Annotated in this window: 24 protein-coding genes; 20 read left to right on the top strand and 4 right to left on the bottom strand. The window is 60.7% G+C overall.

Annotated features, from left to right (window positions below; translation table 11 throughout):
• Positions 1–83: 83 nt before the first annotated feature.
• Both B5D49_RS13680 and B5D49_RS13675 read right to left on the bottom strand, forming a co-directional pair.
• Complete coding sequence (locus B5D49_RS13680; protein WP_078718282.1) at positions 84–818, bottom strand: purine nucleoside phosphorylase YfiH/LACC1 family protein; 735 nt, start codon at positions 816–818, stop codon at positions 84–86.
• Complete coding sequence (locus tag B5D49_RS13675; protein ID WP_078718281.1) at positions 806–1390, bottom strand: 5-formyltetrahydrofolate cyclo-ligase; 585 nt, start codon at positions 1388–1390, stop codon at positions 806–808. Before B5D49_RS13675 ends, B5D49_RS13680 begins: the two co-directional genes overlap by 13 nt.
• A 115-nt stretch (positions 1391–1505) precedes the next feature.
• On the opposite strand from B5D49_RS13675, the gene B5D49_RS13670 reads away from it, so the two are divergent.
• The 3 genes from B5D49_RS13670 (at position 1506) to B5D49_RS13660 (ending at position 2936) form a co-directional block, all read left to right on the top strand.
• Entirely contained in the window at positions 1506–2177 is a 672-nt protein-coding gene (locus tag B5D49_RS13670) for a metallophosphoesterase (RefSeq protein WP_078718280.1), read from the top strand.
• A 5-nt stretch (positions 2178–2182) separates the two neighbouring features.
• Positions 2183–2650 (top strand): 23S rRNA (pseudouridine(1915)-N(3))-methyltransferase RlmH, encoded by a 468-nt coding sequence (locus tag B5D49_RS13665; protein ID WP_078718279.1) that lies wholly within the window; start codon positions 2183–2185, stop codon positions 2648–2650.
• Positions 2651–2726: 76 nt separating this feature from the next.
• The gene (locus B5D49_RS13660) at positions 2727–2936 is read left to right on the top strand and encodes a hypothetical protein (RefSeq protein WP_078718278.1); all 210 of its coding nucleotides are present in this window, start codon (positions 2727–2729) and stop codon (positions 2934–2936) included.
• A gap of 120 nt (positions 2937–3056) precedes the next feature.
• Here B5D49_RS13660 and B5D49_RS13655 read toward each other — a convergent pair whose 3' ends face one another.
• A complete protein-coding gene (locus tag B5D49_RS13655; RefSeq protein ID WP_159447247.1) occupies positions 3057–5249 on the bottom strand; it encodes a PAS domain-containing hybrid sensor histidine kinase/response regulator in 2193 nt (730 codons plus the stop codon).
• Positions 5250–5601: 352 nt separating this feature from the next.
• Between B5D49_RS13655 and B5D49_RS13650 the strand changes: the two genes are divergently transcribed.
• The 5 genes from B5D49_RS13650 to budA all read left to right on the top strand — a co-directional run bounded on the left by B5D49_RS13650 (position 5602) and on the right by budA (position 9433).
• Positions 5602–6534, top strand: a complete 933-nt coding sequence (locus B5D49_RS13650) for a metal ABC transporter solute-binding protein, Zn/Mn family (protein WP_159447246.1) — start codon at positions 5602–5604, stop codon at positions 6532–6534.
• The gene (locus B5D49_RS13645; protein WP_234990761.1) at positions 6531–7370 is read left to right on the top strand and encodes a metal ABC transporter ATP-binding protein; all 840 of its coding nucleotides are present in this window, start codon (positions 6531–6533) and stop codon (positions 7368–7370) included. Before B5D49_RS13650 ends, B5D49_RS13645 begins: the two co-directional genes overlap by 4 nt.
• Positions 7363–8196: a metal ABC transporter permease gene (locus B5D49_RS13640; protein WP_078718274.1), complete on the top strand. Its 834-nt coding sequence runs from the start codon at positions 7363–7365 to the stop codon at positions 8194–8196. The genes B5D49_RS13645 and B5D49_RS13640 overlap by 8 nt, the downstream gene beginning before the upstream one ends.
• Positions 8193–8591 carry a Fur family transcriptional regulator gene (locus B5D49_RS13635; protein ID WP_078718273.1) on the top strand — a complete coding sequence of 133 codons (399 nt, stop codon included), beginning with the start codon at positions 8193–8195 and terminating at the stop codon, positions 8589–8591. Before B5D49_RS13640 ends, B5D49_RS13635 begins: the two co-directional genes overlap by 4 nt.
• A gap of 68 nt (positions 8592–8659) precedes the next feature.
• On the top strand, positions 8660–9433 hold the full coding sequence (budA, locus tag B5D49_RS13630) for an acetolactate decarboxylase (RefSeq protein ID WP_078718272.1): 774 nt from the start codon (positions 8660–8662) through the stop codon (positions 9431–9433).
• Positions 9434–9476: 43 nt separating this feature from the next.
• Here the strand turns inward: budA and B5D49_RS13625 are convergent, their stop codons facing one another.
• Positions 9477–10226, bottom strand: coding sequence for a metallophosphoesterase family protein (locus tag B5D49_RS13625; protein WP_159447245.1), 750 nt, complete (start codon positions 10224–10226; stop codon positions 9477–9479).
• Between the two features lie 473 nt (positions 10227–10699).
• Between B5D49_RS13625 and B5D49_RS13620 the strand changes: the two genes are divergently transcribed.
• From B5D49_RS13620 to nhaB, 12 genes are all read left to right on the top strand, one after another.
• A complete protein-coding gene (locus tag B5D49_RS13620; protein ID WP_144019507.1) occupies positions 10700–11089 on the top strand; it encodes a DNA-binding transcriptional response regulator in 390 nt (129 codons plus the stop codon).
• Positions 11090–11124: 35 nt separating this feature from the next.
• The gene (locus B5D49_RS13615) at positions 11125–12843 is read left to right on the top strand and encodes a sensor histidine kinase (RefSeq protein WP_078718269.1); all 1719 of its coding nucleotides are present in this window, start codon (positions 11125–11127) and stop codon (positions 12841–12843) included.
• Between the two features lie 75 nt (positions 12844–12918).
• Positions 12919–13353: a response regulator gene (locus B5D49_RS13610; protein ID WP_078718268.1), complete on the top strand. Its 435-nt coding sequence runs from the start codon at positions 12919–12921 to the stop codon at positions 13351–13353.
• A gap of 18 nt (positions 13354–13371) precedes the next feature.
• Positions 13372–13749, top strand: coding sequence for a response regulator (locus tag B5D49_RS13605; protein ID WP_078718267.1), 378 nt, complete (start codon positions 13372–13374; stop codon positions 13747–13749).
• Between the two features lie 7 nt (positions 13750–13756).
• Complete coding sequence (locus tag B5D49_RS13600; RefSeq protein WP_078718266.1) at positions 13757–14188, top strand: response regulator; 432 nt, start codon at positions 13757–13759, stop codon at positions 14186–14188.
• Positions 14189–14261: 73 nt separating this feature from the next.
• Entirely contained in the window at positions 14262–15515 is a 1254-nt protein-coding gene (locus tag B5D49_RS13595; RefSeq protein WP_078718265.1) for a sulfite exporter TauE/SafE family protein, read from the top strand.
• Positions 15516–15519: 4 nt separating this feature from the next.
• Complete coding sequence (locus tag B5D49_RS13590; RefSeq protein ID WP_078718264.1) at positions 15520–16230, top strand: hypothetical protein; 711 nt, start codon at positions 15520–15522, stop codon at positions 16228–16230.
• A 148-nt stretch (positions 16231–16378) separates the two neighbouring features.
• Positions 16379–18988 carry a PEP/pyruvate-binding domain-containing protein gene (locus B5D49_RS13585; protein ID WP_234990759.1) on the top strand — a complete coding sequence of 870 codons (2610 nt, stop codon included), beginning with the start codon at positions 16379–16381 and terminating at the stop codon, positions 18986–18988.
• A gap of 559 nt (positions 18989–19547) precedes the next feature.
• A complete protein-coding gene (locus B5D49_RS13580) occupies positions 19548–20099 on the top strand; it encodes a CBS domain-containing protein (protein ID WP_078718263.1) in 552 nt (183 codons plus the stop codon).
• Positions 20100–20153: 54 nt separating this feature from the next.
• Entirely contained in the window at positions 20154–21650 is a 1497-nt protein-coding gene (locus tag B5D49_RS13575; RefSeq protein WP_078718262.1) for an SLC13 family permease, read from the top strand.
• 107 nt (positions 21651–21757) lie between these two features.
• Positions 21758–23197 (top strand): transferase, encoded by a 1440-nt coding sequence (locus B5D49_RS13570; RefSeq protein ID WP_078718261.1) that lies wholly within the window; start codon positions 21758–21760, stop codon positions 23195–23197.
• A gap of 156 nt (positions 23198–23353) precedes the next feature.
• Positions 23354–25021, top strand: a complete 1668-nt coding sequence (nhaB, locus tag B5D49_RS13565; protein WP_078718260.1) for a sodium/proton antiporter NhaB — start codon at positions 23354–23356, stop codon at positions 25019–25021.
• The last annotated feature ends 212 nt before the right edge of the window (positions 25022–25233 follow it).

Here is a 25233-nt window from a genome sequence, read left to right as displayed (position 1 = left end):
GGGGGTCCAGGGGGAAGAACCTTTCTTCAGAAAGGTTTTCCCCTTGGTCGCCGAAGGCCGCTTTTTTTCTTTCTGTCGTCATTTCAGGATCGAATCCAGACGATTCCTGCCTGGCGGCCTGTGGTTTTGTCGCGGCGGTAGGAGTAAAATTCACGGGATCGTGTTTTTGTGCACAAGTCCACGCCATGGATTCGTTCCGGGCGGAGTCCGGCGCGCAACAGTTGGTCGCGTGTCAATTGCCACAGGTTTACTGTGGCGGTGGCGGGATCGTACCAGGGGGAAAACTCCGGGCCGAACTCGTCCATAAAATGCACGAACTGTGCTTCTTCCGGTCCCAGGCTGGGACCGCGCACCGCAAACAGCTCTTCGGGCCGCAGAGCGTAGTGTTCGCAAAAGGCGCGTACCCCGGATCCGGGGAAGTTTATTCGGTTGCCGCGCCAGCCCACATGCAGGCCGGCTATGAACCGACCCGATTCATGCGCCAACAGCACGGGCTGGCAGTCTGCGGTTTTAACCATCAGCCCAAGGCCCGCTTGTGTGGTGGTCATGCCGTCGGCTTCGCGTCCCGAGTCCGGCCGGGCATCAAAGAACACGGCATCCTGGTGGACCTGCCGACAATCGGCCAGCGCCTCCAATTGCAGTCGTGCACGGAGCGCCTCGCGGTTGCGGGTCACGCTTTCGGCATTGTCGCCCACATCGTAGGAAAGGTTGGCCGCGTCAAAGGGGGGTGCGGACGCGCCGCCCCGACGGGAGGTGAAGGCGAATCCCACGGAAGGCAATTCCGGCAATGCAAACGGCACAAAGGCTATCTGTACCACAGTTCCTCCTCGGTGCAGACCGCGTTCACGGGACGGTCCCAGTCGTCCAGCGGCAGACGGGAGCAGACCTGAAAGGAATAGCAGAGACCGAATTTCAGGGCGCGTCCCATTTGTATGCCGCCCAGGAGCCGGTCATAGTACCCGCCGCCAAACCCGAGGCGAAAGCCTTCGTTGTCGAAGCCGACTCCCGGAATCAGGGCGATGTCCGGGGCGAAAGCCTCGGTTTGCAGGTCTACGATGCGGCAGTCCTTGCCCGGTTCCATGATTTTGTAGGCACCGGGTGTCAGGTCTGTTTCGCAGGCCACGCAAGCCACGTCCATGACGCCGGGCTGACCGGGACGGCAGCGCGGAAGCAGTACGTCCACGCCCCGTTGCCAAAGCTCCACGATCAGGGACCGAATATCCACTTCGTTCTGGGTGGGCCAATACATCAGTGCCTGACGCGTATTTTTCCAGGCCAGGGTCTCGCGAATCCGGGCCACGGCCCGAGCGCTTTTTTCAGCAACTTCTTCGGAGGCCATGGCGCGCCGTTCTTCAATGAGCCGTCGTCGAACTTTGTCCTTTTTGGTCATCCTATCCTCAAGCCATTGCGTGCTGTGTCCTTCCCGTTTATGCTAACTTGCGGCGGACAACAAGTCCTGGCCCGGGGCCGGGATACACGCCCGCCGCAAACCGCAAGGAGTCGTCATGCACTGGATCGCCTTTGGCGACGTTCACGAAGATACCGCCATGGTTTCGCGCATTCCCGACCTGGAACAGGCCGAGGGCGTGATCATCAGCGGCGACCTGACCAACCGCGGGGGCCAGGCCGAGGCCGGAACCGTGCTGGAGGCCATTGCCGCGCGTTCGGCCCGCATTCTGGCCCAGGTGGGCAATATGGACACCCGCGCCGTGAATGACCTGCTGGAAAAACGCGGGGAAAATTTGCATCTGCACGTGGTGGACCTGTTCCCTGCGCTGCAAGGCCGACGCATCGGCGCGTTCGGGGTCGGTTTTTCCACGCCCACGCCATTCGGCACGCCCGGCGAAGTGTCGGACGAGCAGATTGATACCTGGATTCGCCAGACCCATGCCAAGGCGCGGGATTTCGACGAGTTGGTGGTCGTGGTGCATACGCCGCCCGCCAATACCCGCACGGACCGCGTCAGCGGCGGTGCCCACGTTGGCAGCGACAGTGTGCGCGCTTTTTTGGAAGAAACCCGCCCGGCGCTGTGCATCACCGGCCATATTCACGAATCCGTGGCAGAAGACGCCATCGGCCCGACAAAAATCATCAACCCCGGCATGCTGGCCCAGGGCGGCTACGTGCGCATCGAGCCGGGAGACCTGGGCGTGACCGGCACGCTCTTGCAGGCCTGATTCCCATGCGCGTTCGTTGCGTGTTCGTGGGGCGGCTCAAGGAGAAATTTTTCCACGCAGCAGCCGAGCATTACCTCAAGAAACTGGGTCGGTTCTACAAAGTCGAATTGGTGGAATTAAAGGATGCGCCCGGCAAACTTCCGCCGGAAGAAAAAAAACGCCGCGAAGCACGGGCCTTGCTTGATGCGCTGAAACCAAAGGATTTTGCCGTGGTGCTGGACGAGCGCGGCCAGGAATTGCCCTCACGCAGGCTGGCAGCCAATCTGCGGCGTTGGACCGAAGACCCGGGCCGAACCCCTTGTTTCGTCATCGGCGGACCGTTTGGCCTGACCGAGGAGGTGCGCGCACGGGCGGACCTGCTTTTTGCCCTGGGAAAGGCCACCTGGCCGCACGAGTTGTGCCGGGTCATGCTGCTGGAGCAACTATACCGCGCTGCCAGCATCAATAAAGGCCTGCCGTACCATCACGATTGATGACAAAAACCAAACCGTCCTTATTGGCGTACCCACGGAGGGCGGCGCAACCGGAACCGCGTCAGGAGAATGCGACATGATCTTTTCCGAATACCTGGAGAAAATCGAGGGATACGTCCGTAGCGGCGACCTTGCCTTTGAGTTCGAGAACGGGGAGGAAGAACAACGCGGGGAGATTCTCGATTTTTTGGAGCGGCTTATGGATCTGGCCGAGGAATGCGATGAACTCGCTACCCGGCTGATTTTCAAAGATGCCTACATGGAACGCGCTGAAGTCGAAGAGTGATGCTTTTGGGGGGCCGCAGGTCTCCTGGTCGCCGGAGACCTGCCGTTCAGCCCAAAGCCAACCGTCCTTTCATCATAGTAGAAAGGGGCGCATTTCCTTTTTCACAAAGGCACGGTGTTTTTATTTTTTAGTGAGCCATTCCAGGATAATGCGGAGTAACTCTTCACGCAGCACGGGCTTGGCCAGGTGGAGATCGCAGCCGGCTTCCAGACATTTTTCCGCATCTCCCTTGAGCGCAAAAGCGGTCAGGGCGAACACCGGGGTGCGGGAGCGGGCTTCTTCCTCTTCCAGGCGGCGAATGGCGCGCACCGCGTCGTAGCCGCTCATGACCGGTAGCTGCATGTCCATGAGCACCAGGTCATATTGATTGGCCGTAAATTTTTCCACGCCTTTGGCTCCGTTTTCAGCCATGTCCAATTGCAGACGGGTTGGTTCCAGGTAGGCCCGTATCAGAGTGCGGTTGGACTCGGTGTCCTCCACGAGAAGAACGTTTCCCGGAGGAATGGACTCTTCCAGTTCCTGCGTGGGGCTGGGGGGTGGTTCTTTTTTTTCGGCTCCGGGCGGTTCCTGCAGGGGGATGGTGACGTGAAACGCGCTGCCCCGGCCCTCCTGGCTTTCCACCCAGATGCGCCCGCCCATGAGCTGCACCAGTCGCTGGCTGATGGTCAGTCCCAGGCCGGTTCCGCCGTATTGCCGGGTGGTGGAGGCGTCGGCCTGCACAAAGCTTTCAAAGATGTCCTTGATTTTATTCGGCGGAATGCCGATGCCGGTATCCCGCACCGTGAACCGGACCTGGTCGGGGGCTTCGGTTTGCCGTTCGCGCCGGGCCGTCAGTTCAATGCTTCCCTCATGTGTGAATTTGACCGCGTTGGAGAGCAGGTTGGCCAATATCTGGCGCAGCCGACCCGGGTCGCCGACCAGGGTTTCGGGCAGTTCCGGGTCGAGTTCCGTGTGCAGCTGCACCTTGTTTCGCCGCGCCCGGATGCCCATGATGTGGGCTAATTTTTCCACCAGTTCCGGCAGGGAGTACGCAATGTGTTCCAGCACCACCTGCCCGGCTTCCACCTTGGAAAGGTCCAGGATGTCGTCGATGAGGGACATGAGTCCTTCTCCGGCGTTGCGGAACAATTCCACGTAGCTTTGTTGTTCTTCGGTGAGTTCGCTTTCCGAGAGCACGTCCGCCATGCCGAGAATGGCGTTCATGGGCGTGCGGATTTCATGGCTCATGGAGGCCAGGAATTCGCTTTTGGCGCGGTCCGCGTTTTCTGCGGCAAGCCGGGCCTGTATCAGCCGTTCCTTGGCTTCGATCTGGTTGGTGATGTCGCGGAAGATGAAGAGAACCCCGGCGTAGTCCTCGTTGTTTTTGAAATTTACCCCATGGGTTTCCATGTGGCGCCACTGTCCGTTTCTGGCCCGCCAGCGGCATTGGATGGTGACGCTTTCGCCGGGGGAGGCCAGGAACCGCCGCAGCTCGTAATCCACCCGCAGGGCGTCCTCGGGGTGCACGTAATCCACGAAGAACTGGCCGCGCAATTCATGGGAGCGGTAGCTGGTGATGCGTTCCACGGTGGGGCTGTCCAGGGGGATGTCCAGCCGCAGTTCGTCATCCATGGTCAGGATGGCGTAGGGGCTGTTTTCCACAATGGCCTTGAGCCGTGTTTCGCTCCGGCGCAGTTTGCCGAGCGCGTCGATGCGGGCGGTGGCATCCAGGGCGAATCCGCTGATGAAGGCCGGGGTACCGTCCTCATTGCGGGTCAGCCGGGCACTTTGGCTGATCCAGATGAGTTCGCCGTCCCGCCGTCTGGCGCGGTAGAGAAATTCCGTCACCTCGCCCTGCTGTAGGAGTATATCCAGCAGTCGCTGACGGTCGGAATGATCCAGGTACCAGCCGTCAGCCAGGCTTTTGGCGGAGTGCTGCACCTCGTCCAGGTCATGATATCCGCTGATGCGCAGCATCTCGTGGTTGACGCTGAGGATGCGTCCATCGGCCGTGGTCTTGAAGATGCCCACGGGAACATGCTCGTAGACTTCTCGCAATTCCCGTTCGGCCCGGGCCAGGGCGTCCTCGGTGCGTCGGCGTCGGCGCACTTCCTTATTCAGCCGCCAGTTCCACAGCAGGAGCAGCACGAGGATGACCCCGCCTGCGCCGCCCACGCGGAACACCAGCCTGCCGAACGCACTGTTTCGCTGCAGCGGCAGCGTTGCATCGGTGCCGAGTCTTTTTCCGGTTCCGTCCGGGAGTGCGGCCTGCATGAGCGGAGCAGGTTGGGAAGCGGCTTGTGAGTTCAGGTGCCGGGGCGATTCGTTTCCCATGCCCCTGGCGTGTCCATGGCCGGGCAAAAGCAACAGCACGGCGCACAGCAACGTTCCCCCGAGCAGGAGCGTACAGTATGGTTTTCGCAGCGTTCCACGGCGTGGAGGGCGGGCGAACCGTGCAACAGGCCCAGAATACAACAACATGGGGAGAACGATAGCATAAAATAACACGGGCCAACAGTACCTTCTCTGCAAAAAGACGATACAAAATTATACCTAAACCTTGGGGAATGCGTACGAAAGAAAAACGCATCCTTTTGGAAACCCTGCGTATGCCGCGTTTCTCATGCCTTGACAGCGACGCGGCGCTGTTGCATCAATGCAACTTGGTTGCAAAGCAGGAGGAACCATGAAGCTCACAAGGTATTTTTCATTGGTGTTGTGCGCCGTGTTGTTGGCGGCGTTGGTTGTTTTGCCTGCGTCCCGGGCCTTGGCGCGTCCGCTGAGCGTTGCCGTGAGCGTGGCGCCGCAGCAATGGGCCGTGGAACAGGTGGGCGGCGGCCTGGTTTCCGTGCTGCCCCTGGTGCCGCCCGGGTCCGACCCGCACGTGTATGAGCCGAAGCCCTCCCAGGTGGCGCAATTGGCCGATGCGGATCTGTATCTGACCATAGGCCTGGAGTTTGAAAAAGCCTGGTTGGGACGGCTTGCCGGTGCCAATCCCCATCTGCATGTGGTTTCCATGCTCGGGACCGACGCCCCGGTACCGGAAATCCCGGAGCAGCACGACCACCATGCCGAAGTGCAGCACGACCACCATGCCGGACATCACCATCATGAAGGTTTGGATCCGCATGTCTGGACTTCGCCCAAGGGCATGGCACGCATGCTGGACGGCACCCTGGCCGAGCTGGTGCGCCTGGATCCGGACAACGCCGTGCAATACCGCGAGGGCCACGCCCGGGCCATGGCCGAGGTGCACGAGCTGGACCGGGAGATTCACCAGATGTTCGATCCCATCCCTGCGGATCGCCGTGTATTTTTGGTGTTCCATCCGGCCTGGGGACATTTTGCACAGGATTACGGACTGCGGCAGCTTTCCATTCAGATGGAAGGGAAGGAACCGGGTCCGGTGGAACTGGCCCGCGTCATCCGTGAAGCCAAGGAAAGCAACGTCAAGGCTGTGTTCATCCAGCCGCAGATGTCGCGCCGTACCGCCGGTCAGGTGGCCAATGCCCTGGACGGGCGCGTGGTCAGGGCCGATCCTCTGGCTTTGGACTGGGCACAAAACTTGCGCTCTGTGGCCCGTGGGTTCCGCGTTGCCATGAGCGGCAGCGGGGAATGAGCATGGGGGCAATGCCGGTCTCGGATCCCGCCATCCTTATGGAAAACGTCTGTTTTGCCTACAACGGACGTCCCGTGTTGCAGGATGTGGGGCTGCGTGTGCAGCGTGGGGATTTTCTGGCCGTTGTCGGTCCCAACGGCGGCGGCAAGACCACCCTGGTCAAGCTGCTGCTCGGCTTGCTGCGCCCCCGGGCCGGGCGGGTACGGGTGCTCGGCAAGACACCGCCCAAGGCCTCGCGTTCCATCGGGTATGTTCCGCAACATACCCATGCCCGCACCGGATTTCCACTCACCGTGCTGGACACGGCCCTCATGGGCGTGGACCGCTCCGGCCTGGGCCTGTTTCGTTCCGGCGCGGCCGCGAGGGAAAAGGCGCTGCGCGCCTTGGCCCGGGTGAATATGGAAAGCCACGCGCACAGGCTCTTTGGCGAACTCTCCGGCGGCCAGCGGCAACGCGTGCTCATTGCCCGCGCCCTGGCCGCGGACGCCGAACTGCTGGTCCTGGACGAACCCACGGCCAGCATTGATCCCCACGGCTCGTTTTGCTTTTTCGATTTTCTTTGCAAGATGGGCGAGGCCCGCAAGCTCACCATCGTGGCGGTCAGTCATGACATGAGCCTGCTCACCACGCGCATTACCTCGGTGGCGGCCGTGAACCGCACCGTGCTTACCTCTCCCGGACCGCGCATGACCAAGCCCATGCTGGAGCTGCTCTACGGTCAGCACGAACACACCTGCGCCATGGACGACTACATTCTGGAACTTACCCGCCGCCACGGTCCCATTGCGGACGCGTCCGGGGAACAGCCCTCCGAGGGAGCCGCAGCGCATGAATGATCTCTGGCAACTGCTTTCCTTCGGGTTCATGCACAACGCGCTGTTGGCCGGAGTGCTGGCGTCCGTGGCTTGCGGGGTCATCGGTTCCCTGGTGGTGGTCAACCGCATGGTTTTTCTGGCCGGGGGCATTGCCCATGCCGCGTATGGCGGGGTGGGCTTGTCCTTTTTTCTGGGCTGGCCCGCGTTGCCATGTACCCTGGGATTCACGGCTGGCGCCTCGCTGCTTATGGGCGCGGTGACCCGCTCGAAAAATGAACGCACCGACACCGTGGTGGGTGTGCTCTGGGCTGCGGGCATGGCCACGGGCATCATTCTCATCGACCTTTCCCCGGGGTATGCCGCTGACCTGATGGGCTTTTTGTTCGGATCCATTCTGGCGGTGCCGGCCACGGATCTTTGGGTCATGCTGGTACTGGACCTGCTCGTGATCGGGCTGACCGCATTTTTCTATCATGATTTGCTGGCCATGAGCTTTGACACCGAATTTGCCGAGGCACGCGGCGCGCCCGTGGTCCTGCTGCACTATCTGCTGCCCCTTATGACCGCCCTGTGCGTGGTCATGATCGTGCGGGTTGTCGGGCTTATCCTGGTCATCGCCCTGGTGACCATTCCGCCGTATCTGGCGGAGCGCAAGGCCCGCTCCCTGGCCGGAATGATGCTCCGGGCCTGCCTTTGGAGTTTGCTGTTCTGCACTTTGGGCCTGCTGGTCTCGGCCCTGCTGGACATCACCTCCGGCGCGTGCATCATCGCGGTGGCCGCCGGTTGCTTCTTTCTGCTCACGGGCTGGGACGGCCTGCGAAAATATTTTGCGGGACAACGGTCATGAGTCATGCAACATTGCGCCAGGCCGGGGTGGACCCCACGGCGCGAAGGGTCATGGTCTATGAGGCCGTGGCCCGGGCCGAAGGCGCGGTCAGCGCGCCCGATCTGCTCGGCACCCTTTGCGCCCACATGAACAAGGTCACGCTTTACCGCATCCTTGATCTGCTGGTGGAACACGGCGTGGTTGCCCGGCATACCGGACCGGAACGCACGGCTCATTACTGCCTGGGACGCGGACACGGCCATTTTCACTGTACGCATTGCGGCCGCTGCATCTGCCTGCGGCTGGAGGACGCGCACCTGGAACGCCTGGTGGGACCGGAATTGACCGGATTGGGACGAGTGGAGGACGTGGAGCTGCGGGTGGAAGGGATTTGTTCGGACTGCCTGAAAAAATAAGTCTTCCTTTTTTTGTGCGTATCAGCCAGTATCGCATAAATTTTTTCATTCCACCTCGGAGGAACGCCATGCCTTGTCCCTGCTCCCGGTCCGGATTCCTGCCTTCCTTGTTTATGGCCGTATTGATCCTGGGGGCGGGGCTTTGCGTTCCGGCCCAGGCCTTGAGCGCCCATCGCCTGGACACGGACCCGGCCAAGGACGTGCTCTACCAGATTTCCACCATCGCCAAGCTCAAAGCCGGATACTACGACTCGGAACAGACCGTCACTGATCTGCTGGAGCGGGGCGACTTCGGCATCGGCACCTTTCAGGGGCTGGATGGAGAAATGTTCGTGCGCAACGGGCAGGTCTGGCAGATTCCAGTCACCGGCACGCCCAAACGGATCCGTGGCGGCCTGGGCGTACCATTTGCCCAGGTGACGTATTTTGAACCGGACCTGGAGTTCACTTTCAAATACGTAGCGGATTATGATGACTTCAAAAAACGTCTGCTGGACGAGTTGCCCGGGCCGGATATGCTCTACGCCGTGCACGTCAGCGGTACGTTCCAGTATGTCCAGGCCCGCAGCGTCCCGGCCAGCCAACAACCCTTTCCATCCCTGGCCGAGGTCATCGAGCGGCAGGCCGTGTTCCCGCTGCACAACCGCAGCGGGCATATGGTGGGCTGGCACACCCCACATTATATGACCGGTGTGGGCGCGCCCGGGTTGCATCTGCATTTTCTCGACGACATGGAAAGCGCGGGCGGCCATGTGCTTGATTTCAGCGCCGCCGAAGTGACCATCCAGCTCGACGTAACCCCGGTCATGGAAATCCGGCTGCCGAAAAATACGGCCTTTTGATCGAACAACCGTCCGATCAACTCGGCGGCTTTGCGCCGTTGGATCAGAGCAGCCGCTTGGCGTACGCCTCCGGCATGCCCACCCGCTTCATGGCCTGCACGGTCTTTTGCGCGTCGTACTCCACAAACACGGCCCGCAGCGTGGCGGCCGCTTTGTTCAGCAGCACGTACTTGGCCCGCTTGTCCGCGTCACGGGGCTGGCCCACGGCGCCCACGTTCACCAGGTAGCGGCGGGTTCGATCCAGGGGGACGGGCTGGTCCGTGATGTCCTCGCGCCACGCTTTTTCGCCGTCATACACATAGAGATTCAGCTCGTGCGTATGCCCGGCGAACGCCAGCCAATGGGCATACGACGCGAATACCTCGGCCAGATCGTCTTCATCCAGGGTGTAGAGGTACTTGTTCACGGAGTCGGGCGGACAGCCGTGGACAAAGAGCATGTCCCCGCGTTCCATGGTCGGGGGCAGGGTCTGAATCCATTCCAGCGTGGAATCCGAAAGCAGGGTGCGCGTCTTTTGCAAGACCTTGCGCACCGGCGGCACGAACCAATCCATATATTCCTTGCCCTGCAAGCCCTGCTCATGGTTGCCCAGCACCATGGGGATGCCGCGTTCACGGATGCGGTTCACGCAGCCTTCCGGGTCGGGTCCGTACCCGATGGCGTCGCCCAGGCAAATACTATCCTTTACCCCGCGCCGCTCGATGTCCTCAAGCACGCGGTCCAATGCCTCAATATTGCCGTGCGCGTCGGAAATGACGGCCAGCGCATCCGTTGTGATCAGTGTTTCGCTCATGGGGTTGTTGTAGCCGGGGCAACATGCGGATGCAAGCACAGCGCCGGTTGCCGCCACAAGGGGAAAACGTTTTGCACATCCCCCTTGCAGTGCCTTCCCACGCCATGCCCCGGCCAAGCAAGACGCGGCCGGTAAAGGGGATTTCCAAAGGGGTCGCGGACCCTTTGACCGCCGGCGGCCTGCCTTTGTCTTCCCCAGCCTGTTGATCCGGCGGAGCTGTTTTCCCATCCCTCCCCTCCATGCATCCGTTGGTTGCGACCCGCTTTTCATCCTGTCCACGTAGGAAATATCCAACGCCGGATACTTTTTACGAGGTGTAAAAGATCCTGACAGTTCCGGGTGTAAACCATTTGGACACCTGGTGAACCCGCCTTTAGTCTATCGCATGATTTCAATATGTTAGCCGTTCTTTTTCGGCATGTGAATTCTGGCACGCATGTTGCCTTTAGAAAGGCAGACCGTGGAGTGAAACCGTGAACAGGAATGAAATCATGATCCTCATTGTGGACCGCAACCCGCATGTGCGTGAATTTCTCGGCCGGGAGTTTCGGAGCCGAGGTTTCGGTATTTGCGCAGCGGGAAGCGCAGAAGCCATGCGTTGTCGGCTTGCTTCGTCCACGCGCCCGGATCTGGTCATTCTTGATCCGGATCTCCCTCCCTACGGTGAAGACGCGTTGTTGGGCGAGCTGTGCTCCGCGCATCCGGACCTGCCGCTGGTGCTGCATGGCCACGGCGTGGGCGACTATTCGTGTCCCGGTCCGGGGGTGATCGAACTGGTGGAGAAGAGCGGACGCACAGACGCCCTGGGTGCGGCGGTGGATCGGGCGCTTTGGCGCGCCTCCCGGCGCACGGACGCGCTTTGATGCGGCGAACGAGGCAGGCACGGAGGAACAGCGGCATGACGGATAAGAGCTATTACAGCCAGTTGCGGCGCAGCATCATCGGCACCATCGTGGTCGTGTCCCTCACTCCGTTGATCGTGCTGGCGGCGTTGGGCGGGTATCAATTCCACTCCGCCTACAAGCAGAAGATGCTCGCGCACATGGAACAGCTGGTTTTTGGCCACCAGCAGAGCATCGACGCATTTCTTTCCGGCAAGCTGGCGGAAATCCGGGTGCTTACCGACGTAGCCGGGTTTGACAAGGTTCGTGACGATGCGGGCCTGGCCGATCTGCTGCAAAGCCTGCAGGAGCGGCACGACGGCGTGTTCGTGGACCTGGGGCTGGTCAATGCCCAGGGAACCCAGGTGGCCTATTCCGGTCCCTTCCGCCTGGGCCGGGCCGACTACGCGCATGCGCTCTGGTTCCAGGAGACCATGCAGCGCGAGTACTACATTTCGGACGTGTTCCTCGGGCTGCGCGGCCTGCCGCACTTCATCGTAGCCGTGAAGCATTCCTGGCAGGGGCAGGAGTATATCCTGCGCTCCACCATCGACTTTGTGGCCTTCAACCGATTGGTGGAGAACATCCGCATCGGTGAAACCGGCCTTGCCTACATCGTGAGCCGTGGCGGGGAGTTTCAGACCAAGCCGCGCCGCACCATGAGCATGACGCCGGATTTCCTCAACGAGGTGCTGACCCCCGAGCAGGATTTGCGGACCCACCGCTTTGGCCAGTCCAAGCCCCATGTGCGTCTGGCCGAGGATCCGTCCACGGGCGAGGACACGGTGTACGTGACCGCCTCCCTGAAGAACGGCGACTGGCTGCTGGTGCTCCAGCAGAGCCAGGACGACGCCTTCCGGCTCTTTTTGCGGGCGCGCAACTTCGCCCTGGTGGGCGTGACCCTCAGCGCCCTGGCCATCATGTTCATGGCCTTTGTGCTCTCCAAGCGCATCCTGAACACGGTGGTGGAAACGGACCAGCAAAAGGAAATGATGAATGAGCAGGTCATTGAGGCGGGCAAGCTGGCGTCTTTGGGCGAGCTGGCCGCGGGCATTGCCCATGAGATCAACAACCCCGTGGCCATCATGGTGGAGGAAGCGGGCTGGATTCAGGATCTCATGGAAGAGGAAGACCTGCGCGGCAGCAAGGACGCGGACGAGGTGCTCCGCGCCCTGAGCCAGATCCGCACCCAGGGCGGGCGTTGCAAGGAAATCACCCACAAGCTGCTTTCCTTTGCCCGCAAGATCGACCCCACCATGAAGCGGGTACACATCAATGACCTGATCGAGGAAATGGCGGCGCTTTCCGAGCAGCGCGCCCGTTTCGCCAATGTCCACATCGTAACGGAACTGGACGGGACATTGCCGCCCATCGAGGCTTCCCCTTCGGAATTGCAGCAGGTCTTTTTGAACCTGATCAACAACGCCATCGACGCCATGGACAACCACGAGGGCGGACAGCTCAAGGTCACCAGCCGCGTGGAAAACCATCAGGCCGTCATTTCCGTGGCGGATACGGGCCAGGGCATTCCCAAGGCCAACCTGCAAAAGATCTTCGATCCCTTCTTCACCACCAAGCCCGTGGGCAAGGGAACCGGGCTGGGGCTTTCGATCTGCTACGGCATCATCCAGAAGATGGGCGGGGAGATCAGCGTTTCCAGTGTGTTGGACGTCGGGACCACCTTCCACATCCGGCTGCCCCTGCGGCGCGATGCGGAAGCCTCCGAGCGGGAATAGGGCGGACGAATTTCAGCGGGCCCGCCGTGCCGGGACCGTGAGGCGGAATGAACGGAAACAAGGAGGAGGAGAACCATGAGTATCGCCACTGTGTTGCTCGTGGATGATGAACAGGCGTTTGTGGACGCCATGACCAAGCGGCTCAAGCGGCGGGATGTGGATGTGCGCGCCGCGCACAGCGGGCAGGAATGCCTGGACGTGCTCGCTTCCCAGCCGGACTTGGAGGTGGTGGTGCTGGACGTGAAGATGCCCGGCATGGACGGGGTGGAAACGCTCAAGCGCATCAAGACGGATTTCCCGCTGGCCGAGGTGATCATGCTCACCGGTCATGCCACCGTGGAAACCGCCATCGACGGCATGAAGCTTGGCGCCTTCGACTATCTGATGAAGCCCTGCGACATGGACGTCCTTATGGAAAAGATCGACGCGGCCGCCACCAAGAAGCGGCAGCACGAGGAAAAGATTCTCGAGGCGCGGGCTCAGAGCATTGCCATGCGCCGCGGGGATTAGCCAAGCCGGGAGGACCGCATGTCGAACCAGGCCGGAACCATACGGATGCTCCTCGTGGACGACGAGGCCGGATTCGTGGACGTCATGAGCAAGCGGCTCAAGCGACGGGATGTGCAGGTGACCCCGGCCCTTTCCGGGGCCGTGGCCATCCAGATCCTGCGCAAGCACGACTTTGACGTGGCCGTGGTGGACCTGAAGATGGAAGACATGGACGGCATCGAGCTGCTCAGCGTCGTCAAGAAGATGGTTCCGGAAATGCCCGTGATCATGCTTACGGGCCACGGTTCGGAACAGGCAGCCCGGGAAGGCATGGAACACGGGGCTTTTGATTATCTGCTCAAGCCCTGCGAACTGGAAAACCTCATGGCCAAAATCCATCAGGCCGTGGGCAAGTGAGGTGCGCATGGACCCCATCAGGTTGTTGCTCGTGGACGACGAGGCCGAGTTTTTGCGGACGCTTTCCAAGCGGCTGCACCGTCGCGGACTCACCGCGGAATTGGCCCACTCCGGCGAGAGCGCCCTGGAGAACCTACGCCAACACCCGGCGGACGTGGTGGTGCTGGACGTGAAAATGCCCGGCATGAGCGGCATTGAAACGCTGCGGACCCTCAAGCGGGAACACCCCCTCACCGAGGTGATTCTGCTTACGGGCCACGCCGACCTGGACGCCGCGGTGCAGGGCATGGAGCTGGGCGCGTTCGACTACCTGATGAAGCCCATGGACATCGACGAATTGCTCTTCAAGATCCAGGACGCCTATACGCGCAAGGATCTGCATGAACGGAAAATACGGGTCACCTCGGACCGGCTCACCCGGCAGAGGCAGCCCGACTGACAGGCAAAACGTTAAGGGGAATTTGCAGTCGTATTGCAAAAACCGACTTTTATCGGAGAGGAGTCAAAACATCATGAGAAAGCTGTACAAGATGATGCACATGGCGTCCGTGGCCCACGCCCGTTGGGACTATGAGACGTCCATGAACATCCTGAAGAGCCGCAAGCGCATGCTCATCCTGCTGCTCGTGGCACTTCCGGCGATTTTGTTCTCGGTGGCCATGGCCGTTGAGCCGAGCACCCTGCCCGACATTCTGGGGGGGAAAAAGGCGTACAGTCCCGCGTTCTACACCCCGGAAATCTTCCTGGTTTCCATCCTCATCGGCCTTTGTGCCGGGTTGATCACCGGCTGCATCGGCGCGGGCGGCGGGTTCATCATCACCCCCGCGCTCATGAGCGCGGGCATCAAGGGTATTCTGGCCGTGGGTACGGACCTGTTCCACATCTTTGCCAAGGCCATCATGGGTACCACGGTGCACAAGAAGCTCGGCAACGTTTCCGTGGGGCTGGCCATCGCCTTCCTGGCGGGGTCCATTGCGGGCGTCGTGGGCGGCGGGTTCATCAACCACTACCTCTACAACCTGAACCCGGTGCTTTCCGACACCTTCATCTCTTTGGTCTACGTGGTGCTGCTCGGCTTTTTGGGCATCTATGCCATGCTGGACTTCCTCAAGCTGAAGAAGGCCGGCGGCGGTGACGCCCACGGCAGCGGCGGCGATTCCTCCAAGGGATTGCCCGCGCGTTTGCAGGCCTCCAAGATTCCGCCCCTGCTGACCTTTGATGAAGACCTCGTGCCCGGCGGCAAGAAGATTCCCGCCCTGTACGTGGCCATCTGCGGCGCCATCGTGGGCTTTGTCGCGGCCATCATGGGCGTGGGCGGCGGCTTCCTGACCTTCCCCATGTTCGTGTACATTCTGGGCGTCAGCTCCTTCACCACCGTGGGAACCGACATCCTGCAGATCATCTTCACCGCGGGTTTCGCGGCCATCAGTCAGTACGCCGTGTACGGCTTTATCTTCTACACCCTGGCCATGGGCATGTTGCTCGGCTCGCTCCTGGGCATCCAGGTGGGCGCGCTGACCACCAAGCTGGTCAAGGGCATCTACATCCGCGGCTTTTACGCCACGGCCATTCTCGCTGGCTTCACCAACCGTCTCTTCGCCCTGCCCGGCAAGCTGGCGGACATGAAGCTCATCTCCCTGGATCCGGGGACCGGAGCCATGCTTGCAACTGTAGGCAACTGGGTGTTCTTCGTGGTGGTTGCCATCTTCGGCGTCTGGGTCGTGGGTACGTTCGTCACCAAGATCGGTCAGCTGAGGGAGGGATAAATCCATGTTGATTCAAGACAAGAAGCACTTCACTTGGGGTGTGCTCCTGACCGTGAGCTTTTTCGCGGTCCTGAGCTACATGTTCACCCCGCATTTCGGCGACGGCCACAACGCCTTTGAGGCGTCGGACCACATGTTCAACTCCATCGCCAAGGGATCAACCTATTACCTGCCCGAGATCATGGAGGACGCCAAGGCCTTTGAAGGCGAGAGCATTGAAGTCACCGTGCTTGCCGGCAGCAAGGACATGATCGACGAGGCCGCGGTGGTGCTTGGCAACAGCGGTGCGCAGGTGACCCCCGGTGCCGAAGGCCTGACCTATTCCGCGGACCTCGGCGCGCTCCTGGGCGTGGCCCTGGCCGACTCGGACGCCATGTTCTACAATAAGGGCGACGAGCTGGAATCCAAGTATGGCATGGCGCCCAAGGTGGCCATGTACGTTTGGTGGAAGGTATTGCAGGACACCATCACCGAGCTGAACCTGCAAAAGAAGTACAAGGAAGCCCTGTTCCTCAAGACCGCCATTTCCAAGGGCGTGGAAGTGGGATACAACTTCTACGGCATTGAGCCGGAAAGCGCGGCCTCCAAGGCAGGCACCCTGATCTTCGACCTGGTGTTCTACGTGATCTATACTCTCTGGTGGGGATTCGCCATCTTCTTCCTCTCCGAGGGCATCGGATTGCAGATGACCAAGGGGAAGAAGTCGGAGACCTAACGGACCGTCGGCAATGTATGAACCGCAGGCTGTTCAAAATGGCGGAATCCCGGGCGCGGAAAGAGTTCGTTGAAGCGACCACAAGGATTGCCGGTTTTGGGCAGCCTGCTGAAACACCGCGCGGCAAGACGCGGAAAGCGGGCCGGATGTGATCGGATTGTTCAAACGCCTCTTGGGGCGCAAGGATGACGAGGAACCGGGCGACGAGCGTCTGGAAGACCTCAAGGCCGATTTCAAGGCCCGCTACCACAGCTTCCGGCTGTTGCTCAACGCCAACTCGTCCGCGCTGGAAACCATGACGGAAATGGAGGAGGCTCTTCGGGGTCTCCGTCCTTTTGGAATGCACTTCATCCGTGCCGCCGCCACCCGCGTGTGCACGTCGGTATTCACTCTGGTTCGCCACCTCGACGATCTCGCCCCGGGACGCCATCCCCGGCTTATGGAGCGGTTCGGGGACATTCGTGCAGAGATCAACACCCTCCTCGGCCTCTCCCCAGCCGATCAGGATGGTCCTCTCACCGTCCGTCTGCACGACCTCGACCGAGGCTCCACCGACCAGGCCGGAGCCAAAATGGCCAACCTGGGCGAAATCGCGTCGGGACTGGGATGCCGTGTACCCGCCGGATTCGTGGTCACCTCCCGCGCCCAGCGCCAGTTTTTGGCGCATGAGGGATTGCAGGAGTCCATTGACGCCATGATCCAGGGCATGCCCCATGAGGAGCCGGACGAACTGCAACGCCTCAGTTCAGCCATTCAGCAGCGGATCATCAACGCCCCTCTGCCGGGGGACGTGGCGTCCGAAATCCGGACACGCTGTCAGGAAATGGCCGAGGAACGCGGCGAGGAACTTCGGCTGGCCGTGCGCTCCAGCTCCCTGGCCGAGGACGGCGGCGAGTCGTCCTTTGCCGGGCAATACCGCACCGTGCTCAACGTCTGGCTGGAAAACGTCTGCGAGGTGTACAAGGAGGTGGTTGCCTCCAAGTACAGCCCCCAGGCCATGGCCTACCGCCTGCATCGCGGCATTCCCGACGACGCCGCAAGCATGGCCGTGGGTTGCCTGGAAATGGTGCGCTCCCGTTCCGGGGGCGTGGCCTACAGCGTGGATCCCCTGGATCCCGGCTCGGAAAGCCTGACCATCGACGCGGCCTGGGGGCTGGCCCGGGCCGTGGTGGACGGGGGCGGCGGCGCGGATGTCTTTCGTGTGCATCGCCGGGAAGGGCGCGTCACCGGGCGGCATGTGGCGGAAAAAACCCATCGCTACGTGTGCCGTGCCGACGAGGGCGTGATCCGCGAACCATTGCCCCCGGATCTGGCGCGGGAGCCGTCGCTCACCGAGGAACAAATTCTGGAGTTGGCCCGGGTGACCATGGAGCTGGAACGGCATTTCGGCCAGCCCCAGGACGTGGAATGGGCCTTTGACCATGCCGGGCAGTTGCTGATCCTCCAGAGTCGGCCCGTCACCGCATTGGAACGGAGCCGGGCGCGTGGTCCGGCGCCCGAAGACGTGCGCGGCGCGGCCAGGCTGCTTTCCGGCGGGGTCACCGCGTCCCCGGGGGCGGCCTGCGGCGAGGTGCGGCTCGTGCTGCGGGACGCGGACGCCCTGAGCTTTCCCAAGGGCGCGATCCTGGTGCTGCGCCAACCTCTGCCCCGGCGCGCCGTGCTCCTTTCGCGGGCCTCGGCGGTCATCGCCGAAGAGGGCGGAGCCGCCGGCCATTTGGCCAATGTGGCCCGTGAATTCGGCATCCCCGCTGTTTTTGGGTTGCAGGATGCGCTCCGAAAGCTGCGCAACGGGCAGCTCGTGACCCTGGATGCGGACCGGGGCGCGGTTTATGACGGCCGCTGTGAAGTGCTGCTGCGCCGGGCCGCACCGCAGCGTACCCTCATGGAGGGAACGCTCGTGCACGAACGGTTGCGACAGGTGGCGGAGCTGATTCTGCCGCTGAATCTGCTGGCGCCGGAAGACGTGGATTTTCGTGTGCGCAACTGCAAGACCCTGCACGACATCACCCGCTTTTGCCATCAGAAGGCCGTGGAGGAAATGTTCAGCCTGAGCAAGGGGGATGGTTTCCCGGAGCGGGCCGCCAAGCAGCTGGTTACGCCCCAGTCTCCCATGCAGTTCTGGATCATCAATCTGGACGACGGCTTTCGCAAGGAGGTGCGCGACCCCACTGTACGGCTGTCCAACATCCGTTCCGTACCCATGCTGGCGCTCTGGACCGGCATGATGGCCATTCCCTGGGAGGGACCGCCGCCGGTGAACGCGGGCGGATTTCTTTCGGTCATGTTTGAGGCCACCATGAACCCCCACTTGGATCCGGCCTCGGATACCAAGTACCGGGTGCGCAACTATTTCATGATTTCCCACAACTTTTGCAGCCTGCAATCCCGGTTCGGCTTCCATTTTTGTCTGGTGGAGGCGCTGGTCAGCGAGCGGCACACCCAGAATTACGTGGCCTTCCGCTTTAAGGGCGGAGCCGCGGATTCCATGCGCCGCACGGCCCGGGCCAGATTTGTGGCGGACATTTTGGAGCGGTTCGACTTCCGTTGCGACATCCGTGAGGACAGCCTCACGGCCCGTGTCAAGGATGCGGGGCGCGAATTTATGGAAGAGCGGCTCAAGGTGTTGGGGTATATGGTCATCCATACCCGGCAAATCGACATGATCATGGCCGACCCTCCGGCCGTGGCGCGCGCCCGCAGGAAAATGCTGGCGGATTTGCGTGAAATTGTTCCCGGAATCTCGGACTCTTCCGAATAAAACAAAGACTTGCGACAACTTAGCTATACCATCCTTGCGAAGTTTTGCGCGATTCTTTTTGCTGTCGCGGAAAATTCGCATTTCTAACCCACCGAAATATCTACTGCATGAGCTTGTTGCTAAATTTCACAAAGTATTGACACGATTTTGCATGGACGATAATCCGGCAGGAATTTCGAGCGTATTCTCCTGGGAAGGACGCGCCGTCAGAACGGCAGTCGCCACAGGGTGGAGGCGTTGAATCCGCTGGATTTATCGCTTCCCGGCAGCCTTGTTCCGCGATTCTGAATCGGCTTTGTCCTTCCCGGGGATGAAAAACAAATTTCGAGCACCGACAGCCCGAAGGTTAAACAAGACGCGGGCGGGGTGGGACACGGCAACGCCGCATCCCCGGCAGACCCCGCTCCAGCTGTTTCGCCCCACGGGAAGGGGAGGTGCCGTTTGGGCCGTGCCGCATGGACTGAAGGTGCGCGACCCATGCGGGCCGTCGCCGTCGGAGCCGGATGACGTGTATTGGAAATACTCAAATCTGGATTTGACGAAAGGGGAGGACACCCGAATGAAGTCAATCACCGTCAAGGAACTGATGGTGCCGTTAGCCGAGTACGTTCGCGTGGGCGAAGACGACACCCTGCACCAATGCTTCCAGGCCATGGAAGAAGACCGCAAACGCAAGGGGCTTTCCGGCCACGCGCACCGCGACGCACTGGTTTTCGGCAAGGATGGGAAATTTTTGGGCAAGGTGACCATGCTCGACGTGTTCATGGCCCTGGAGCCGACCTACAAGCGCCTCATGGGCGAGGGCAAGGCCGAAGCCTCGCTCACCTCGGATTACGTGGCCAAGCTCTACAAAGATTATGATCTCTGGACCGAGCCGCTCGAGAACCTCTGTGAACAGGGGGCCGGACTCAAGGTTTCGGACATCATGCAGACCTGCGACGCCAAGGAATTCATGGACGAAGGCGACGACGTGGGCAAGGCGCTGCATAAGTTCGTCATGGGCGTGCATCAGCCCATCATCGTCCGCAACGGCGAGGACGTCACCGGCGTGCTGCGCCTGGGCGACGTGTTTGAAAAGGTCCGCGAACTGACCCTGGCCTGCAATATGTAATCATCCGTCCGCGCATTGCCGGACGTTTTGTTTTTTTGAGGAGGAAGTAAGCAAATGACTGCTGCCGCCATCGACCAAAAATCATTCAACTGGAAGCGATTGTTCTTCCTGCTGCTCGGACCGGCCTTGTTCTCGTTGGTCTATTTCTGCCCGCCCTGGCCCGACGCCATCGACCCGGACGGTGCGCATTTTGTGCTCTCCAGCGAAGGCAAAGGCGCCCTGGGCGTATTCCTCTGGGCCGGAACCTGGTGGGTGTTCGAGGTGGTGCCCATCGGCATCACATCCCTGCTCATCGGCGTGCTGCAAACCCTGCTGCACCTGCGCACCAACGCCGAAGGCGTCTGGGATCCCAAGGCCGCGTTTAAAGACTTCATGGACCCGTCCGTGCTCTTTATCTTCGGTTCCATCGTCATCGGTTTGGTCTTTACCAAAACCGGCCTGACCAAGCGGCTGGCCTACAAGATGCTCAAGGTGGTGGGCGAACGCACCAGCATGATCTATCTGGGCGTATTCATCGTCACCGCGTTTTTGACCCACTTCATGGCGCATACGGCCGTGGCCGCCACCATTTACCCGCTGCTGCTGGCCATCTACGCCCTGTACGGCGAGGGCAACAAAGTCACCAAGTTCGGTAAGGGCTTGTTCATCGGCATGGCCTACGTGGCGGGCGCCGGCTCCATCATCACCCTGCTGGGCGCGGCCCGTGGCATGGTGGCCCTGGGTTTCTATCGCGAACTCATGAACATGGACATCAGCTTCTTCCAGTTCGCGTACTATAACTTCCCCATCGGCTGGGGCATGGTCTTCCTGCTCTGGGGCTTCTTTATGATCTTCTTCAAGCCGGAAAAGAAAGTCATTCCCGGTCTGCGTGAGAAGGTCGCCAAGCTCGACAAGGACATGGGTCCGATCACCCGCAATGAAATCGTTGCTTCCTGCGTGATCTTGGGCGTCATCGTTTTCATGTCCCTGCAAAGCTTCATCCCCGAGCTGAAGGCGTTCCACAAGTCCGCTGTGCTCCTGGTCACCACCGTGACCTTCTTCGCGTTGAAGATTCTGGACATCGACGACCTGGAAGCCGTGTCCTGGAACATCATCCTGCTGTTCGCGGGCGCCATGTCCATCGGCTTCTGCCTTTGGGAAACGGGCGCGGCCAAGTGGCTCGCCGTGAACTGGCTGGCCATGTTCAGCGAGGCGAACTGGTTCGTGTTCATCATGTCCATCGCCTTCTTTGTGTTGATTATGACCAACTTCATCATGAACGTGGCGGCCATCGCCATTTCTCTGCCCGTGGCCCTGGTCATCGCGCCGTACCTCGGCGTGGCGGGCGAAGTGGTGCTCTTCGCTTCCCTGGCCTGCGCGGGCATGCCCTTCCTGTTGCTCGTGGGCGCGGCCCCCAACGCCATCGCCTACGACTCCGGGCAGTTCACCAGCGGCGAGTTCTTTAAGTGGGGCATCCTGGCCTCCATCCTGCTGATGCTCGTGCTGGCCCTGTTCGTGGCCGTGATCTGGCCGCTCATGGGCATGGCCGTGACCCTGCCCGCCGGAGGATAACCCCCGGTGAACCGACGATCAGACTAACCATGTGCGGCCTTGCTCCCATCGGGGGGGCAGGGCCGCGCTTTTTGGAATGAACCCCGATGTGCCCAAAAGGAGCCACCATGCAGCTCGAACGACTCATCGACCACATCGTCACCCGCGTGAACATCAATTTGCGCAATCCGCGCGCGGATGTGCGGCCCTATGTCAGCGGTCTGGTCGCGGAAGACAAGTTCTCCCAGTACTATGCGTTCTACGCGCTCACCCCGTACCACCCCATCTACTTCCGGTTCGTCTATTCCAGCCTGGCCGGAACCTACTTCCTGGGTAAGTGCGAGGTGGAAAACTCCGTGCTCTACAAGAGCGACATCCGGGGCGATGAACTGAAAAAACGGGGAACCGTGGTCAAAGTGGGCGACAGCGACGTCACCGTCTACGAGGATGAAATCATCAGCATCCGTAGCTCCATCCTGCTTAAAACCCTGGTGCACAACAATTCCCACGACCCGGAAAGTCTGGAAGTCTTCCGCATCCGCAACACCGTGGCCCTGCACTTCTCCAACATCCACGGCACCTGCACCGAGGGGCTGCTGCTTATGCCCTTCGGCACCGTGGACCTGACCACCATTCACGACTGCGTGGTGGGCAACTTCAGCTATGTGCAGGCCGGGGATCTCTCCCACGAGCACATTGGCGACGGCCTGGTCTGGGTGCGCGCCGAAGATGCCTTTGAATTCAAATACCAGCATCCGCAGGATGCGCTCAAAAAATACGTGGACTACACCCCGGGCCAGACCCCGCGCGGCGATTTCATGGCCTTTCTGGAGGAGCGCAAGGAAGACTTCATGCCCGTGTACGCCTCGGTGCTGCCGGATCCGCAGGAGGACATCCCGGATACCGCCCTGGTCAGCCCCTATGCCGTGCTCAAAGGCGACTGCCGGATTGGGGAAAACGTGCTGGTGGCCCAGCGCGCCTACGTGGAAAATTCCCGACTCGGGGACGGCGGAAACGCCCAGGAAAACTGCTATATCGTCAATTCCACCTACGACGGCATGAACGTCACGGCACACGGCGGCAAGGTCATCCACTGCCACCTGGGACAAAAGGTCTTCACCGGGTTCAACTCCTTCCTGCGCGGAAACGAGTCCTGCCCGGTCAAGGTGGGCAACGAAAGCATCATCATGCCCCACACCATCATCGACGCCGAAGAGCCTATAGAAATTCCGTCCAACAGCCTGGTCTGGGGACTGATCACCACTGCCAAGGATTTGGAAACGCATTGCATGGACCTGGACGAATTCGCCAAGCTCAAAGGCCAGTTCCGATTGGGCGAGATGACCTTTGAAGGTTCGGGCAAGTTGTTTGTGGACGGTTTCCGCAAGCGCATCGAACACATTCTTGAGGAAAACGGGGCGTACTTCGACTCCGACGACACCCGCGGCCATGCCCAGACCACCCAGGGCAGCTCCTACAGCCTGCTGCAACCCTATCCGCAGGGACCGCTCAAGGGGCTTTGCCCCACGGTGAGCATCGGCGATTCAGGCCAGGGAGGGAGATTCTAAAACTCGAAATATTGCCTGTGCGTTCGGAAACGGATACTGTTCGGTCCGAACGTCGAAACCAACGTCGGTCCCGGGCAGGGGATCGGCGGAATACTCCGTGCCGGTCCAGCCGCCGGTACGGTGAAGTATCGTCAACGTATATAAGGAGTATTGAACGTGCCGAAAACCCTTGGACAAGCCTTTCAGAGAAACCTGCTCGGCAATGCGCCGACCTGGTACAAGCTCTGCATCATTGGATTCCTGATCCTCAACCCCGTCCTGCTGCAGATCGCAGGACCGTTCATTACGGGATGGGTGCTGATCTGTGAATTCATCTTTACCCTGGCCATGGCCCTGAAGTGCTACCCGCTTCCTGCGGGCGGTCTGCTGGCCATCGAAGCCGTGTTCCTGGGGCTGACCTCCCCGGAAACGGTGTACCATGAAACCCTGAACAACTTTCCGGTCATCCTGCTGTTGATGTTCATGGTGGCGGGTATCTACTTCATGAAGGAGCTGCTCCAGTTCACCTTCACCAAGCTCCTCGTGAAGATCCGTTCCAAGATCGCTATTTCGCTGCTGTTCAGCTTTTCCGGCGCGTTCCTCTCCGCGTTTCTTGACGCGCTGACGGTGACGGCCGTGATCATCGCGGTGGCCTACGGGTTTTATAACGTCTACCACCGCTACGCCTCAGGCGCAGGCAAATCCGGTAAACACGACCTGCTCAACGATTCCGCGGTCAAGGAAATGGCCCGGGCCGATCTTCAGGAATTTCGCGGCTACCTGCGGAACCTGATGATGCACGGCGCCGTGGGAACCGCGCTGGGCGGCGTGTGCACCCTGGTGGGCGAACCCCAGAACCTGTTGATCGCCTCCACCATGGGCTGGCACTTCGGCGAATTCTTCGTCTACGTGGCACCCATTTCCATGCCCGTGCTCATCACCGGCCTGCTGACCTGTGTGGTCGTGGAAAAATTCCACATCTTCGGCTACGGCCATCACCTTCCGGGCAACGTTCGCTCCGTGCTGCTCGAAGAGGCCACCCGCAGTGAAGCCAAGCTGGGCAAGGCGGGCAAGGCCCGATTGATCATCCAGGCGCTCGCCGCTGTGTGGCTGATTCTCGCCCTGGCCATGCACCTGGCCGAAGTGGGCATCATCGGTCTGTCCATCATCGTGTTGCTTACCGCCTTTAACGGCGTGATTGAAGAACACCGCATCGGCTCCGCTTTTGAAGAGGCGCTGCCCTTCACCGCCTTGCTCGTGGTCTTCTTCTCCATCGTGGCCGTAATTCACGATCAGCACCTGTTCAAAGGCATCATCCACTTCGTGCTCAGCTTGGACGGCAAGGAACAGCTCGTGGCCTACTACTCGGCCAACGGCCTGCTCTCCATGATCTCGGATAACGTGTTTGTTGCCACGGTGTACGTCACCGAGACCAAGATGCACTTTATCAAGGCTATGGGTGCCGTGCCTGGCGTTCACATGAGCGGTGAAGAAATCGTGGCCGCCCTGACCAGCTACACCGCGGATACCCACGCCTTCCTGTCGCAGTTCCCGGATGCGGCCGCTAACGAGTTGGCCGCCCTGAAGGAGCAATTCAACAACCTCGCCGTGGCGATCAACACCGGAACCAACATTCCGTCCGTTGCCACTCCGAACGGTCAGGCCGCGTTCCTGTTCCTGCTCACGTCCACCCTGGCTCCGGTGATCCGCCTGTCCTACCTGCGCATGGTCTGGTTGGCTCTGCCCTACACCATCACCATGGCCACGGCCGGATTCATCGCCACTTGGTATATGCCTGAAATCGAACACTGGCTTGTGAATATCCTGCACTTCTCCAGCCACTAATACCATTCTGCCAACACCACCGGGGGATCGCCTTTTGAATGAAAGGCCTTCCCCCGGTTTTTTTTTGCAAATCTCAGCCAATGACCAGAGATGCGCAAGGACGAAACAGGCAGCCTTCGGCGACCAGGGGGAAAACCTTTCTGAAGAAAGGTTCTTCCCCCTGGACCCCCTTTCCAAAGACTTTTCCTAGCTCCAGGCCTGCGGCCTGTCGC

The organism is Paucidesulfovibrio gracilis DSM 16080 (assembly GCF_900167125.1).
Lineage (GTDB): Bacteria > Desulfobacterota > Desulfovibrionia > Desulfovibrionales > Desulfovibrionaceae > Paucidesulfovibrio > Paucidesulfovibrio gracilis.
This window is presented reverse-complemented; position numbering and strand designations above follow the sequence as displayed.